Below are 14916 nucleotides of genomic sequence, written 5' to 3'. Positions count from 1 at the left end.
TTGATGAGATTACAGGTAAATTATAAGCCAGTCAAAAGGCGGGAAGCAGACATGAAAATGAGAAACAGATGAACAAAAGAAGGCTATTCTGTGAACAAGAAAAGTGGCCCTCAAATTGAGGGCCACTTGTAGTTAAGTCGGAAAAGGGTATATTCCAGCTTGTTGGTTACCAGGTATCGCCGCGCTCTTTCTTGAGTTCTTTCATTTTTGCCACCCATTCGTCGACTCTTTGCCTGATTTCTTTGCTTTTTGCATCTGCTTTTTCTCGATTGGCTTTGGACATGGAGTAATGAAGTTCCTTCATGGCTTCGCTTCGTTCAAATCCCCAATCCCGGAGTTCAGAATACTGTTCATCGGTGATCCAGTCATTTTCGGCCATGATGGCTGCTGCATCGATGATTCGGTGGGCTTCTTTTCTTCCAATGGTCCATAATTCTAGCGGATATTTTTCTGCAACTTTGTATTCCTCGACCATATCCCAGCCGTCAGGCGCCATCGTAAAGGCGAAGGCGAGGTCGAGCGTGGAAGGCAGCCATTCGTACTGGATTGTGTTTTTTAATTCTTCAGGATCTTCTGCTTTGAAATATTTACCGTTTCCGGCTTCAGCAACAGCTTTGAGTTGGTCTTCAGCTTTGCTGTCTACATCGAATCCAATGATGTTAACTGAATGATTTGCGTTATTCACCACAAGTTCCTTACTTGCTTGGATTGGGTCTCCATCGCATGTTTCCGCACCATCGCTGACGATATAGATGGTTACATACCCTTCATCGCTAGTGGTCATCTCGGCAGCTTTTTCGATGGCTGCTGCGAGCGGAGTCCAGCCTTTGCTTTCAAATGAGTCGACGGCTCCATTGAAGTTTTCCTTCGAGTATTTCCCCATTGGAAAAACCTCTTCGATTCCAGAACAGGATAATTCTTTATCAGAATCTGAATCCGATCCCTGGTGACCATAGACAACAAGGGAGACTTCTGCAGACTGGCCGATGGTTTTGGCAAAGCTTTTAACGGCATCCTTGGCGATATCCATCTTCACTCTGCCTCCGGACTGCTGCATCATGCTGGAGCTTGCATCAAGCAGGATTATGGCTTTCTCTGCACCTATAGTTTTCTCTGTGCTTTCCGTCTTATCAGGATCTGGTAAATAAGGCTCTTCAAAATAAGGCTCATACGCATTAGCTTTTTCGATTACCTGCTTATAGTGAGGACTCGCAAGTAACGAAATAAGGCCTTTTTTTATGGTTTCCAGGTCATCTGTTCCCTGAGCTAATCGATCGAGCTCTTCCGGAAGCTTGTTTTTAAGTTCAGGCTCCAGCTCTGGAGTGTTGAATCCGATATCCTCGATATCCTTTTCATATGTATGGTCATCCATCATTGTACCAGGCTTTAATTCCTTCAGGTTTTCCTCTGAAACTTCCAGACTGATATCCTTTAGCTTTCCTGGCAGGTCCTGCTTTGCAGCTTCCTTTTTAACCTCCTCTTTCGGAGGAGTTTCTGCCACAACCTCTTCATCAGGTGCATCATTATTGCACGCAGTAAGAAAAAGCGAAATGATTAGTAAAAAAAAGAGCGAATGTCGTTTCAAGATGATCCTCCTTTTCGCCTTTCAATTGTGTATAAAAACACCTTCATAGAGTTTAACATGTTTTGCGGATAGATTTGAAGTAATTTCCATGGGGGACGAACATCATGAGTAAAAAATACCGAAATGACAAAAAATGTGGAATGGCTAAGGAGGGATGAGTATGAATTTGCTTGAATTGCCTGCATTGTTGATTTTGGATGTGCAGAAGGGCTTTGACGATCCTTATTGGGGAAAGCGGAACAACCAGGAAGCAGAGGGGAATATCGCAAGGCTATTAACTGAGTGGCGGAATAAAAATGGCCATATCATCTATACGAAGCATCTGTCACTAGACCCGGCGTCTCCTTTGCATTACCGAAACTCATTAGGTACGGAATTTAAAGAAATCACCAAGCCAGGGGACGGGGAGGTCATTTTTTCGAAAAATGTGAACAGCGGTTTTATCGGAACGGAGCTTGAGTCCTATCTGAAGAAAAATCAGATAAAATCCGTTGTAATCACCGGATTATCTACTCAGCACTGTGTTTCTACAACGACCAGAATGAGTGGTAACCTGGGCTTCAATACATTTCTTGTGTCTGACGCAATTGCAGCTTTTGAAATCACGGACAATAAAGGAGTGAAGCATACAGCTGATTCAATCCAGGAACTCGAACTCGCGATGCTTCAAAAGGAGTTTGCCACAATCGTAACGACCGATGACTTACTAAAACAACTAAGCCAACAGTAAAGCGCAGGAGCTGTCCTGCGCTTTCATTTATGTTTGCCAAGAAACTTCAGGACTTGATGATAAGGACATTTGGATAAAGAAGTATCATCATCCCTCAGGAAGTATTGCCGCCATTCAAAATTATCTTCTGCTCCGTAAGTGTTAAGGTCAGGGTGAATAGAAATGCTGTCATATTTCGCCAGCCGTTTTCTCACCTGGGCCTTGATCCTTTTTGCATAGCTTTTTGATTTATTGAATTCCTGGAGTACCCATCTCGGGGTAATCGCGAGCATCATTACGTCAAAATGTCTGCTTTTCCGGTTTTTGTGTGCAGGGGTAGCACAATACATAAAGTATTTTTCGCCATTGAAGCAAAATTCCCAGATTGGATTATGGGGATCTTGGGGTAGATCCTCTGGCCAGTCGAATTTATCCAACCCATTTAAACCAGAAAGATGCTCCCAGAATAGTTGTTCAAATTCTTCGACAGGAACTTCCTTCATTTCTTCTGGCGTTTCAAAGAAAATAATCAAAGAAGTATAATCGCCAAATCCTCTCGATTGCTCTGTATAGCTAGATAACAAACTAGCAATTTCTTTTATTGTAGTGTCCCTCCTTGGACTGCCAACAAATCCGTATTTCAACTGATTCATTGAAAATCCAATCGTTGCCGGTATGCAGGGAAAAGGTTTTTCCTTATCCCCCATTTTAGCGAAGAATTTTTCCAGTGCTTCTTTCTCCCATGCTAGCAACTGATCCTGGGAGGAGGAACCATGTGCATACAAGCCGTTCATCATAGTCACCTCCAATAGCTTCTACACTATATTCAAAGTGTGGAGCATAGGGTAGATGTCCCGGGACAAATAGGCAGGTACCCAATTGTTATGAAAATGAGGAGAGAAATAAATTGAAATATTCTGATTAATTTATTATAATTTTCATAGTGGTTATAGTAATACCTATAGTGGTATATGATGATTTTCAAATCTTTGCAGGGATGGTGGATGAGGTGAATTATAAGGTAGTAATTGTGGGTGGTGGATCAGCTGGTATTTCGGTCGCTGCCAGGCTCGCTAAAGGGGCACCGGATTTGAAGGGGAAAATTCTTATTGTTGACCCAGCCAAAAAGCATTATTATCAACCATTGTGGACACTTGCTGGTGCTGGTGCGGTTAAAAAGGAAGTTACAGTGCGGGACCAGCAATCACTTATACCAGTTGGAGTGGAACTGCTTCAGGAAGCTGTTACTTCAATTGATGCTGATTCTAACAGTCTCACGACAGGAAACGGAACCGAAATTCACTACGACTTTCTGGTAATGGCTGCTGGCATCCAGATCGACTGGGATAAAATTAAAGGGTTAAAAGAAGCCATCGGCAAGGATGGTGTCTGCAGCAATTATTCGTACGATTATGTTGATTCAACCTGGGAAAGTATTCAGAACTTCAAAGGCGGCAATGCCATTTTCACACACCCTAACACTCCGATCAAATGTGGCGGAGCACCTCAGAAAATTATGTACCTTGCTGACGATGCCTTCAGAAAGGCTGGTGTCAGAGATAAGAGCCAGATTATTTTCGCATCAGCATCTGACAGTGTTTTTGCAGTAAAGAAATACGCAAATACCCTCGAACAGGTCATTGCCAGAAAAGGGATAACTACTAAATATAAAATGAACTTAATCGAAGTAGATTCAGCTGACAAACTTGCAGTTTTTGAAAATTCGGGGACAGGAGAAACGGAAAAAATTCCTTATAGTATGCTTCATGTTGTCCCGCCAATGTCAGCACCCGATTTTATTGCTCAAAGTAAATTGGCCGATGCCGGTGGATGGGTAGATGTTGATTCGAAAACACTGCAGTCAAAAAAATATTCAAATGTCTTTTGTGTAGGGGATTGCGCGAACCTTCCAACCTCAAAAACAGGGGCAGCAATCAGGAAACAGGCTCCAGTCGCAGCAGGTAACTTGCTTAGCTACATGAAAAATCAATCGTTGAAACTCTCTTATGATGGGTACACTTCCTGTCCACTGATTACTGGCTATAATAAATTGGTACTGGCTGAGTTCCTGTATGAGAATAAACCAGCCGAAACCTTCCCATTCGATCAATCTAAGGAACGTTACAGCATGTATATACTAAAGAAAAATATCCTTCCTTTCATGTATTGGAAAGGAATGTTGAAGGGAATCATGTGAAAAAAAAGACCCTTTTCATCTGGTGTATATCCGCAAATTCAGTTCGGACAGATGTAAATGTATAGAATTCATAATTTAAAGAGCCTGCAGTCATGAGATGCTGCCGGCTTTTTCTGTGCCCTCATTAGTTTCATTTTGACATAATAGGATAAATGTTAATATAGTTAGGTGAAGTAAGGAGGGATATTCCATGCATCCTGTTATTCTATTTGATGGGGTTTGCAATTTCTGTGATGCCAGTGTCCAATTTATTCTGGAACGAGATGACAAAGAGATGTTCCGCTTTGCTTCACTTCAGAGTGATGCAGGCCAGGAACTGTTGAGGGAATATAATGTTGCAGATGATGTGGACAGCATGATTTTGATTGAGGATGGAAATGTTTATTATAAGTCAGCCGCCGCTCTCAGAATCAGCCGCCATCTAAAAGGTCCCTGGAAGCTGCTCTATGTTCTGATCCTTGTACCTGCTCCAGTTAGGAATATTGTTTACGATCTAATTGCTAAAAATCGGTTCAAATGGTTCGGCCAAAAGGATAGCTGTATGCTGCCGCCGCCGAATGTGAGAAGAAGATTTCTATAATATAAAGGAACGGAAAAGCAGCCAAACAGCTTTTCCGTTCTTTTTTAGTTGGTGAAGGAGGAGTAGCGCCAGTTGTGGTTTGCCATGGGGTCAGCCATCATTTCCAGGCCTTTGCTGTGAGCCTGATGGATGACCTGCCAATTGTCTTTGCCTGGTTCTTTAAGATAAATTTCATGTTCCGGTGCCTGATCATGGTTTCCGATCAAATCGAATTCATTGTCTTTATAAAAGACTCCGCACACAACATAATCAATGGCAGGGGACACAACAAGCGGATTGCTGACCGAGTGCTTTAGAATAAACTTAATTCGGTCATCATCTGCCAGGACCTTTTCTAATTGAATTCCATCATCAGTCGCTTGAGCGGATTCGACAGGCTCTTGATTTCCGCTGAACGCTTCTGTAATTCCAGTGCTTTTGCTAAGCAATGCGGATTGGCTGTCAGTATCGATAAAGATTTCACCTCTGGTCCGATATTGAGACGAGTCAGGTTCAAAGGAACGGTGATCACCCTTAAAATATTGATCCCCGGAAGCGGCATTCGGGTTTTTCAACCACTCCTCTTTTAAAAAGGTTGTGTATCTCAGCTGCCAGTTTCCGTTGCTAATGCTGTGTGGACGATCTGGTTTCAGAAGCACACGAATCGGGCCAATCCGTTTTGTGATGGAAAACTCTTCATCAGCTGCCATCCTCGTAGAAGAATCCTTCTTGATTGCTCCCACTGCATTGGCAATTAACGATTTCAGCTCCCATTTTACTTGTTCCGAACGCTGCAAAGGTCGTCTTGCCTTAATTGTGTAAGTATAAAATTGATCATCCTGGATCCCTCTGTCGGTAAATGTACAGGAAGTCACTTTCTCTAGCTGCATACCGTTTCGATGGATGGTATACTCCGTTACACCCTCGATCGGCTCCCATTCAAAACTGATTTGACCCTCTGCGACGATCGTGGTAATGAGTAGATCCTCGAGAACATTGTCTTTCTCTTTGTGATTCACGGAGGTAGTCGTTTGTATTCGCATTCTCTTTTGCACTTCGCCTTGTGCGAGAGATTCGATACTATAAGAATACAGTGTGCCAGGAGTCAGCTCATTGTCAGCAAAACTCGGTTCAAATCCTTCATAGATAAGCTCGCTGTCCCGGTATACACGGTAGGAATCAGCTTGAGCTTCCCATTCAAGAGTGATGACATTGGTTCCATGGTCAATCTTCTTAAGCACTTTCGCGTGGGAAGAACCCGCAGTCTTTCGCCGGCGGTTTACGCTCAAGGCGTAAAGCGTCCCGGCAGTACCTAGGATTGCAAAAGGCAGGTATTTGCCAGCCAATTTTTGTCTGGTTATCGGTAGTTGTCTATTAAGTTCCATCTATTCACCACTTTTCGTTTTATTTTTCCGGCATGTCCATTATTTACCCCATGATCAGGTGTTTTAGTAGATTAGCGTTAGAAAACGGTCTGGTAAAATAAGGGTTGGCTAAATGCAGGAAGGACCTCTCGCCATGAACACTATCTTTTGTTATGTGGCAGCAATCGTTCTATTAACTTTTCCTCTAGTTTAAAAGACTTCTTCAATTTATATGGTAGTATAATAGTTAGTATGACATTTTGTAGCTTTATAATGGTTAGAATCTTTTGTTAATAGGAGCGTTCATGATGTTGCGATTAAAAGGTATCCTTATGATTGTTATTGGTGCAATGCTTTGGGGAATGACAGGTTCGATCACGGAATGGGTGCTGGCTAATACGGAATTGTCGGTTCCTTTTATCCTGACAATCCGGATGATCATTGCCGGAAGCAGCATCCTGGCGTATCTTGCGATGAAAAAACAAGATATTTTCACGGTAGTAAAAACACCATACTGGCGGAATCAGCTGATCTTATTCAGTATCCTGGGAATGGTCGGATTGCAGTTCACATTTACAATGGCGATTCAGACAAGCAATGCTGTCGTGGCAACTTTGCTTCAATTTTCTGCTCCGATATTTGTGGTCCTTTATGTTTCTTTTCACCATAAAAAATGGCCGCCTCGCTATCAGATATTAGGCATCCTCGGAACGTTGGCCGGTTTGTTCCTTTTATTGACGAATGGTTCCATGAGCAGTTTGCTGGTCAGCACAGAAGCCCTGCTCTGGGGAATTGCGGTAGGGCTGACATTTGCGTTCTACACACTTTATCCATCACGGCTCATGAAAGAATGGAGCGTCCTGGCCATCGTCGGTTGGAGCATGTTGTTCGGCGGCATGATGCTTGGCCTGATTAATAGAGTCTGGCTTTCAGAGGAATGGTCGATTATTACTCAGCCTAAAATGATGTTCATTATGGCTATTTTGATTGTTTTCGGTACATTGGCATTCCTGCTATTCCTCGGAAGCATGAACTATATCAGCGCTGTCGAAACGAGCATTCTATCGAGTGTAGAGCCTTTGACTGTCATGGTCATCTCGGTTATCTGGTTCGATACCATGCTGCAGAATGTCCAGCTGATGGGCGCGATGATCATGCTTATATTTGTAACATGGCTGTCGATTGGCGATAAAAATGCATCAGTGGAAGCCAACGTAGTAAAACAAAACAATACCTGATAAAGTCGCCGTTTCGGCGGCTTTATTTTTTTATGTTACCTCAAAATTACTCCTTAGCAGGATTTAGAACTGTCTTCATGGAAATTATAGGGAAAAAGGGGAGTGGTAACATGATTTTTTTAAGAAAAACAGAAAGAATACAATCCGGTAAACTGGAGGACTTCAATCGAATCTTTCACACTCACGAGTACCGCGAATACGTTAAAAATGGTGCTAAATTAATAGGCAGATGGGTGAATGACAAGGAAGATGAGATTCTGACTATCTGGGAATTCAAGAACAAATCCCACTTTGAAAACCTAGAAATAGTCAGGGATGCTAGTGAGGAAATACAAGAGACAGAAGGACTGGCCTGCAAAAACAGTTATGAACTGTTATCTTCGGCAGAACCTTATCCATCTGCCTATCACCCACCTAAACACATAATGTCTGTCAGTGGATACATTACAAATAAAAAAGATGAAGTTTTACTAGTAAGAAATTTTCACCGTTCCGATACAATGGAAATGCCCGGTGGCCAGGTGGAAGAAGGGGAAACATTAGAAGAGGCCATTCACCGAGAGATTTTAGAAGAAACAGGAATCAAAGTTAGCTTGATTGGAATAACAGGAATCTATCAAAATGTCACAAGCGGTGTGACTTGCATCGTTTTTCGGGGTGAGCATCAGTCTGGAGAAGGAAGGACAGCAGAAAATGAAACATCGGAAGTGATTTTTACTGAGTTAACCCGGGATAATATTGATCACTATATTACTAGAAAACAATTTAAAAGCAGGGCACTTGATGCCATGGAAGCGAACTATTTACCGTATGAAGCATTTAGAGCAAGACCGTATGAATTGATGAGCAGATTTGACGTTAAGAAGGAATATTCTTAATTAAGTTGATTATAATTGTTGTGGGCATTTCTTTACATAGAGAAATGCCCATTTTTTTGCAAACACAATAAATATTTAATGATATACACAAATAATATATTGATTTACGATAAATAATTTGTTAAATTCAATATGACATTAAGTGAATGAGGTGCTTTTATGAAACGTGAAACATTGTTCTTAAAGGTGGTTGTTTTCCTTCTGGCAGTCCCAGTACTGGCGGCGTGCTTTATTTTTCTGCCCTGGCTGATCAGAGATGCATCGCAAGGCAACTGGGTGCTTGCTAATTTTTTGTATCCCATCATAGGGGTGATGTATGCTTCGGCGATTCCCTATTTTATCGCTCTGTATCAGGCTTTCCTGCTGTTAGGCTATATTGATGAGGACATAGCATTTTCGGATTGGTCTGTAAAAGCGTTGAAAAACATCAAGTTTTGTGCCGTTGCAATCAGTATTTTATATCTTGCAAGCATGCCATTATTCTATTTGATCGGTGAGAAGGACGATGCTCCCGGTGTCATCCTTATCGGAATGGTGTTTACTTTTGCTCCAATCGTGATCGCTGCTTTTGCCGCAGTCCTCGAAAAGCTTTTGAAGCATGCCATAGAAATAAAGTCGGAAAACGACTTAACAGTCTGAGGTGATAACAATGGCAATTGTAATTAATATTGATGTAATGCTGGCTAAGAGAAAGATGAGCGTAACGGAGCTATCCGAAAAGGTTGGAATCACCATGGCGAACCTCTCTATTTTAAAAAATGGAAAGGCAAAAGCTATCAGGGTTTCTACTTTGGACGCCATTTGCAGGGCTCTGGAGTGCCAGCCAGGGGATATATTGGAATATCAGAGTGGTGGAGATATTCAAGAATAAGAGTGGAGGCATTAACAATGAGAACAATCATTCAGCTTGTGCGTTTTGGCTGGGAACAGGCACTGTCATGCTTGTTTCCTGTAGTGATCTTTGCTTCATTGGCGATCACAAAAATCATAGAACTCCCACTCTTACCTCGTTATGACTGGCTGCTGCTAATATTCCTATTGATGCAATGGTGGATGGTACGTTCCCGTCTTGAAACCAGGGACGAACTCAAGGTAATAACCTTATTCCATCTCATTGGGCTGGCACTTGAAATCTTCAAGGTAAATATGGGCTCATGGACATATCCAGAGGAGGGGTACTCGAAAGTATTTGGTGTACCTTTATACAGCGGATTCATGTATGCCAGTGTGGCGAGTTATCTGTGCCAGGCATGGAGGAGGCTGAAGGTTGAACTCGTTGATTGGCCGCCGTTTTTGCTAGTTGTTCCATTAGGTGCTGCAATCTATTTGAACTTTTTCACCCATCATTTCTGGCTGGATATTCGCTGGTGGTTATCGGCTATGGTAATGATCGTCTTTTGGAAATCCTGGGTTACATATGAAGTTGGCGGAATCAAGTATCGTATGCCAATTGCTTTATCTTTTGTCCTAATCGGATTCTTCATCTGGGTAGCAGAAAATATCGCCACGTTTTTCGGTGCCTGGCAATACCCAAATCAAATGGAAGCATGGAGCCTTGTTCATCTTGGAAAAGTGAGTTCTTGGCTCTTGTTGGTCATCGTAAGTTTTCTGATCGTAGCAACATTAAAGCAGGTAAAAGCAGAGCCAGCCTCAAATGTCGGCGGTTCTCAACTAATAAAGTCTTAATGATTCTTTTTAACCCTCCGAGAAGAGAAAAAGGGTTATAATTATAGGAGAATATATTTGGAATCAGAGGTGTAATCATGACTCTTGGACTTGTTTTGGTTGTTATCATTGTTATAGGCGCTTTGCTTTTAACAATAATGCTGTTCGGCAAAGGGGATGCAGACTACAGGAATGCTGCAAAAAAGAATACAACGAACCTTTCCGTCATTTACATAGTTGTCATTCTACTTTCTTTTATTGCGGTGGGAGTTTATATTAAATGGTTTGCATAATGAGTTTTCGTAGAATAAGTTTGTTATAAATTTATTATGTAAACTAAGTGCGAGTATTGAATTTCATTCACTAGTTTCACATAGTCACGTTAGAAAAGAAGCTAGTTAGAGGGTAGAATATGAAAAAAATCCTAATAATAATGTTGTTTTTGTTCCTTATGATTTCTGTTATGGGACCTTATAACCTTTATTATGAGTTTAATGAAAAAAGAGCTTTGAAACACTTTATTTCAGAAGACGGAACGTTCCAGGGACTTGAAGTAATAGAAGTTGATTATCGGGGTTCGGACACTTTTTTTATTCAGACAAAGGACGAGGAAGCAACAAGAAATTTTATCGTCATGAATTCTCACTCATCTGTCATGAATGGACATTGGAAGGTTTTTGAACAGACATCGAAAGGACATTACTATTGATAGAAGGACCGCCCATTGGTGGTCCTTCTCTACTAGGTGCTATGCGTCCATTCCTGTTTGAACGGCGAAATCATGTTAAACAACAAACTTTAAGGGTATTCTTTTACTAAGCCAATACCCCAAAAAGGAGTAGAAACATGAGACCATATTCGATTACAAATATGATTATTGATGATGAAACCTATGACCAGGAGCATATAACAGCTGAAATCACCTATGAAGAGAAACAGTATATGTTAACCTTTCAAAAGTCGGACCTTGAGTTAATGAACGCCTGGGTGTTTGAAAATGGGTCGTCTCTTCCTGCAGACTTATCAGAAAAACTCATACAAGAAATAAAGGCTGATATAAATGATAAAATCCAGTGATCATCACTGGGTTTCTTCATTTGTAAAATACGCTGCGCAAATTAATCCAAAATAAGTTGGGTTTTCATATGACAGGAACTCTACATGACGTTCTTCAGGAGGGATGGCTCCAGCCAGGATTAGTGTCTGCCAGATGCCATCTGGTTTTGCAGCATCAATAAAGCTTGAGTTGAATTCTGCCATTTTTTCTAATTCATTTGCCTTAATTAAGTGGACTGTCTGTTCATCTAATTCTTTCGCTGCAGGGTGAAAACCATATGGTCCCTTTTCATCATGAGTATGGGACCAATCACAGCTGGCAATCAACCCGACCCGTCCATTATATTGTGCAACTGCGTTTCGAAGTGATTGACCGAATTTAAAATGATCATCGAAGCTTAACTCTCTTGGAGAAGTGATTACTACAATAGGGACATCGGGCATGAAACGGAGCGGCACGATTGCTCCCCAATCCAATTGCAGACAGGAAATCGGGCCACTCGAAGTCCCATAATTAATAGTGGAAGACAGGATATCATTTTTATTTGCCTCTTCATCAATTTTCCTCGCCAGGTCCCGTTCGACGAATTTTTCCATCTCATAATATACAGCATTCTCTTCCCAGCCGCCCATCATCTTTTCAGAATCAGAAATCGAGAATCTGCCATTGATTCTTGTTCCATGCGGGGTGAGGACAACAATACAATCAGGACGAGCCAAAGACATATAGTTACCCAGCTTTTCCATGCTTTCTCTGGTGACAGCCATACGGTCAGGATTTAATCCCTTCAGTTCAGGAATAATCTCGCCTCCGTGGGGAGCAATACAAGCAAATACAAATGGATTCATGGATCTATTCCTCCTTTTTAAGAAGTTAATTAGATGCGAACTCTTAGAATCCTCTATTTATTAGTATATTTTTCAGATAGAAATACAAAAAAGAGATGGGAGCCAGCTCCAATCTCCTTTCAATCCTGTTTATTTTTACAAAGAGTATAAGCCTTCTTAATTCCGCTCTGCGCCTGCTTGAAACGCTCTCAAATGGTTTTTAGAAGCATTCCCTAACTGGGTGAATACCGTTTTAGCGTCTTCAGGGAGGCCAGGTATCGTTTTAAGCTTATCATACATTGCGATGTTGTCGATTTCACCTTGAACCCCTTGGTTGAACGCATCTTTTAATGTTTCAGGCACTGTTACAAATTGTTTCGCATTATTTTCTGGAATTTGTTTATTATACTTCTGGAATAAAGCCAAAAGGGCATTAATATGCTGCTGCTCAGCTGCTTTGATATTGGTGAATGGCCTGATGCTGCCAAATTTCCCGATGACGGCATCATAACGGGCCTGGGCGAGGTATTCATCCTGGATTGCGTAAACAAGGGCTTCATCCAGTGTAATCGATGAATCCTGAAGTGCCCCCTTTGCTCCAAAGTCAGCTGGCAGCTGGGTTTGTGCCTGTGCAGTTCCGGCCATTCCCGCCATTAAAAATAAGCAAAAAAATATCGATCTCCATTTCATTTATATCTCTCCTTTTGAAAAAAATATCAACGTTATTCTTTGCCAAACAACGGATTTCATTCGTAGAAAAGAGTTTGGGTTCAAAACGCAAACGTTTTTCGTTATAATAGAAGTAACCTTTTTTAATAGGAGAGATAGAATGCTTTCAAATATAGGGTTTCCAGGGTTAATTCTCATCCTTGTGATTGCACTGATCATCTTTGGGCCAAACAAACTCCCTGAAATCGGACGAGCAGTCGGCAAGTCAATGAGGGAATTTAAGAATGCGACAGATGGAATAACAGATGAGATCAAAAAGGAATTCAGGGAAGACGATAAAGACCAAAAGAAAGATTAAAAAGCTGCCATTGGCAGCTTTTTTTGGTGTGTAAGAGTGTGAATATGGTTTGGTAATGATGCTTTCAAGTTACTTTCTGAAATAAAGATGAATCGAGGACAATAACACGACCAATCCATTCAATATATAAAGCCCGGTAAATATAACAGCCAGAGTCCCTGCACCCCAACCGGTGTCATCCCATGTAAAACCGAGATAGAGTGTGCTGAAAAAGATGATGGGTGTGCAAAGAAGAAAAAGTACACCGGCCAAAAGACGTTTTTTAATATTCCCTTGAGAAAGCTTCACCGCAATATAATTCCCCGTTCCGAATAGGGCAATGTTCAGCAAAATGGTCAAAATGGTACCTACAGAATCAGACATGATTACTTCGCTCCTTTACGATACAACTTCAGAATCAAGGCAAAGATGAACAAAACCGCACTGCATACCAATAGTGAGGCAGCAAGCATTCCGACGCCAATTCCCGCCCATGGATCCATCATAAATGCGAATACAAAGCTTGCGGCAACCGTCAGCATTCCGATTCCAAGACTAATGAATGCCGGTGTAAATACTTTTTTCGGCTTGATGTAGAGTGTGATCAACATGAATAGGACCGTATACAAGATACCTAGTGTCCAGCCGTTTGCGGAATTATCAACTGCCTTCATCATCACAAAATTGTCCCTCTTAAGTTCAGGCAGTTTCAGCGCAATCTCTCTCAACTTCTTTGTTTCCAAGTCTACTGTCATCAATTTATATTCCTCTGGCTCCTTTGGCCAGTTGACATATTTCAGGAAGAGGATTTCTTTTTTATCGTTTAAAAAAACAGGTGAGACAACAGATGAATTTAAGTCTGTTAATCTTTGAGTGTCACCGTTCTTCAAATTCTTAAGATATAAATCATATTCAAACAGTGAAGAGTCCTTCGATTCCTCAGAAACCGTCGTGTAAGCGACCAATCCATTATCAGGTGAAATTTCCATATTGAAGTAATCCTTTGGCAATTCACTGCTGAAATCAGCCATATACACTCGACGATCTTCGAGATCAAAGGCGTTCGTATCATTGTAGTCCTTAAAAATCACTTGTTTGTCTTTTCCTGAGTAATAAAGACTCTCCATCGTATAAAAGTCCCTGTCAGTCAGCTGCTCCATTTCTGTGCCGTCAATTTTAACGGAGAAAAGGTCCAAACCATCCTGAGTTTCCCCTTCAGACTTGTTTACATTCTCAGCTGCTGTGCTGGCAAAGAAAACCGTCTGATTATCATCTGAAAAAATGGCCTCTGTTACATGCTGAGTGTTCCTGGAAAGCTTTTCAGGATTTGTGCCATCACTATTGGCAATGTAGAGAGACTGAATTCGGTTACGATTCTGTGATAAATACAAAATCTTCTTGCCATCAGGCGAAAATGTTGGCTGACGATGATACGCCTTAACCGGATTACTTACTCTATGGACATCCGATCCATCCATTTTGGCTGTATAAATTGCCTCACTGCCGTTGTTAAAAATAGAAAAGGCTATTTGCTGATCATCATTCGAGATAGCAATTTTGCTTCCAAGCCCAGTATGATATGTATAAACATCACGATCAGCAAATAAAAGATAACCAATACAGGCCACAAGTAACAAGGCGACAATTCCAATGCCACTCAAAAGCACTTCATTTTTATTCATTCATATCCCCCTTTTTAGAAATGTTTACCTTACATACAATATAGTGTAAAATTACACTCATGAAAAGGTTTTTTTAGGAAGATATTATTTTTTAATTTGAAACGGCAGGTAAGCTTTCATTTCTTATGGAAATACCGGATATTTAAGCA

General features: G+C 41.3%; 19 protein-coding genes. 12 read left to right on the top strand and 7 right to left on the bottom strand.

The window, feature by feature from the left end; all coding sequences use genetic code 11:
* Nucleotides 1–166 precede the first annotated feature (166 nt).
* Nucleotides 167–1585 (bottom strand): vWA domain-containing protein, encoded by a 1419-nt coding sequence (locus FS736_RS08185; protein ID WP_144475886.1) that lies wholly within the window; start codon nucleotides 1583–1585, stop codon nucleotides 167–169.
* Nucleotides 1586–1745: 160 nt separating this feature from the next.
* On the opposite strand from FS736_RS08185, the gene FS736_RS08180 reads away from it, so the two are divergent.
* The gene (locus tag FS736_RS08180) at nucleotides 1746–2315 is read left to right on the top strand and encodes a cysteine hydrolase family protein (protein WP_144475885.1); all 570 of its coding nucleotides are present in this window, start codon (nucleotides 1746–1748) and stop codon (nucleotides 2313–2315) included.
* A gap of 23 nt (nucleotides 2316–2338) precedes the next feature.
* On the opposite strand, the gene FS736_RS08175 is transcribed toward FS736_RS08180, so the two are convergent.
* Nucleotides 2339–3088, bottom strand: coding sequence for a YqcI/YcgG family protein (locus FS736_RS08175; RefSeq protein ID WP_144476075.1), 750 nt, complete (start codon nucleotides 3086–3088; stop codon nucleotides 2339–2341).
* A 203-nt stretch (nucleotides 3089–3291) separates the two neighbouring features.
* On the opposite strand from FS736_RS08175, the gene FS736_RS08170 reads away from it, so the two are divergent.
* Both FS736_RS08170 and FS736_RS08165 read left to right on the top strand, forming a co-directional pair.
* Entirely contained in the window at nucleotides 3292–4491 is a 1200-nt protein-coding gene (locus FS736_RS08170) for an NAD(P)/FAD-dependent oxidoreductase (protein ID WP_144476074.1), read from the top strand.
* A gap of 190 nt (nucleotides 4492–4681) precedes the next feature.
* A complete protein-coding gene (locus tag FS736_RS08165; protein ID WP_144475884.1) occupies nucleotides 4682–5071 on the top strand; it encodes a thiol-disulfide oxidoreductase DCC family protein in 390 nt (129 codons plus the stop codon).
* 44 nt (nucleotides 5072–5115) lie between these two features.
* Here FS736_RS08165 and FS736_RS08160 read toward each other — a convergent pair whose 3' ends face one another.
* A complete protein-coding gene (locus FS736_RS08160; RefSeq protein WP_144475883.1) occupies nucleotides 5116–6435 on the bottom strand; it encodes a DUF3238 domain-containing protein in 1320 nt (439 codons plus the stop codon).
* Between the two features lie 287 nt (nucleotides 6436–6722).
* On the opposite strand from FS736_RS08160, the gene FS736_RS08155 reads away from it, so the two are divergent.
* The 8 genes from FS736_RS08155 (at nucleotide 6723) to FS736_RS08120 (ending at nucleotide 11272) form a co-directional block, all read left to right on the top strand.
* Nucleotides 6723–7652 carry a DMT family transporter gene (locus tag FS736_RS08155; RefSeq protein WP_144476073.1) on the top strand — a complete coding sequence of 310 codons (930 nt, stop codon included), beginning with the start codon at nucleotides 6723–6725 and terminating at the stop codon, nucleotides 7650–7652.
* Between the two features lie 110 nt (nucleotides 7653–7762).
* Nucleotides 7763–8530: an NUDIX hydrolase gene (locus FS736_RS25130; RefSeq protein WP_260983559.1), complete on the top strand. Its 768-nt coding sequence runs from the start codon at nucleotides 7763–7765 to the stop codon at nucleotides 8528–8530.
* Between the two features lie 159 nt (nucleotides 8531–8689).
* Entirely contained in the window at nucleotides 8690–9169 is a 480-nt protein-coding gene (locus FS736_RS08145) for a DUF2975 domain-containing protein (RefSeq protein ID WP_144475882.1), read from the top strand.
* A 10-nt stretch (nucleotides 9170–9179) separates the two neighbouring features.
* Nucleotides 9180–9401, top strand: a complete 222-nt coding sequence (locus FS736_RS08140; protein ID WP_144475881.1) for a helix-turn-helix domain-containing protein — start codon at nucleotides 9180–9182, stop codon at nucleotides 9399–9401.
* A gap of 17 nt (nucleotides 9402–9418) precedes the next feature.
* Nucleotides 9419–10216, top strand: a complete 798-nt coding sequence (locus tag FS736_RS08135; protein WP_144475880.1) for a DUF817 domain-containing protein — start codon at nucleotides 9419–9421, stop codon at nucleotides 10214–10216.
* Nucleotides 10217–10293: 77 nt separating this feature from the next.
* A complete protein-coding gene (locus tag FS736_RS08130) occupies nucleotides 10294–10488 on the top strand; it encodes a hypothetical protein (RefSeq protein ID WP_144475879.1) in 195 nt (64 codons plus the stop codon).
* Nucleotides 10489–10607: 119 nt separating this feature from the next.
* Nucleotides 10608–10904 carry a hypothetical protein gene (locus FS736_RS08125; protein ID WP_144475878.1) on the top strand — a complete coding sequence of 99 codons (297 nt, stop codon included), beginning with the start codon at nucleotides 10608–10610 and terminating at the stop codon, nucleotides 10902–10904.
* Nucleotides 10905–11041: 137 nt separating this feature from the next.
* A complete protein-coding gene (locus FS736_RS08120) occupies nucleotides 11042–11272 on the top strand; it encodes a hypothetical protein (RefSeq protein WP_144475877.1) in 231 nt (76 codons plus the stop codon).
* Nucleotides 11273–11275: 3 nt separating this feature from the next.
* Here the strand turns inward: FS736_RS08120 and FS736_RS08115 are convergent, their stop codons facing one another.
* Both FS736_RS08115 and FS736_RS08110 read right to left on the bottom strand, forming a co-directional pair.
* Entirely contained in the window at nucleotides 11276–12100 is an 825-nt protein-coding gene (locus FS736_RS08115) for a DODA-type extradiol aromatic ring-opening family dioxygenase (protein ID WP_144475876.1), read from the bottom strand.
* Between the two features lie 156 nt (nucleotides 12101–12256).
* The gene (locus tag FS736_RS08110; protein ID WP_144475875.1) at nucleotides 12257–12769 is read right to left on the bottom strand and encodes a ferritin-like domain-containing protein; all 513 of its coding nucleotides are present in this window, start codon (nucleotides 12767–12769) and stop codon (nucleotides 12257–12259) included.
* A 139-nt stretch (nucleotides 12770–12908) separates the two neighbouring features.
* Here FS736_RS08110 and tatA point away from each other — a divergent pair, with 139 nt between their 5' ends.
* Complete coding sequence (gene tatA / locus FS736_RS08105; RefSeq protein WP_144475874.1) at nucleotides 12909–13106, top strand: twin-arginine translocase TatA/TatE family subunit; 198 nt, start codon at nucleotides 12909–12911, stop codon at nucleotides 13104–13106.
* A 69-nt stretch (nucleotides 13107–13175) separates the two neighbouring features.
* Here tatA and FS736_RS08100 read toward each other — a convergent pair whose 3' ends face one another.
* Together FS736_RS08100 and FS736_RS08095 are read right to left on the bottom strand one after the other, a co-directional pair.
* The gene (locus FS736_RS08100) at nucleotides 13176–13469 is read right to left on the bottom strand and encodes a hypothetical protein (RefSeq protein ID WP_144475873.1); all 294 of its coding nucleotides are present in this window, start codon (nucleotides 13467–13469) and stop codon (nucleotides 13176–13178) included.
* A gap of 2 nt (nucleotides 13470–13471) precedes the next feature.
* Nucleotides 13472–14767, bottom strand: coding sequence for a TolB-like translocation protein (locus FS736_RS08095; RefSeq protein ID WP_144475872.1), 1296 nt, complete (start codon nucleotides 14765–14767; stop codon nucleotides 13472–13474).
* Nucleotides 14768–14916: the final 149 nt, after the last annotated feature.

The organism is Cytobacillus oceanisediminis 2691, assembly GCF_007678455.1.
In the GTDB taxonomy this organism is placed as follows: domain Bacteria; phylum Bacillota; class Bacilli; order Bacillales; family Cytobacillaceae; genus Mesobacillus; species Mesobacillus oceanisediminis_A.
Note: the sequence above shows the minus strand (reverse complement) of the source record. Positions and strands in the feature narration are given on the sequence as shown.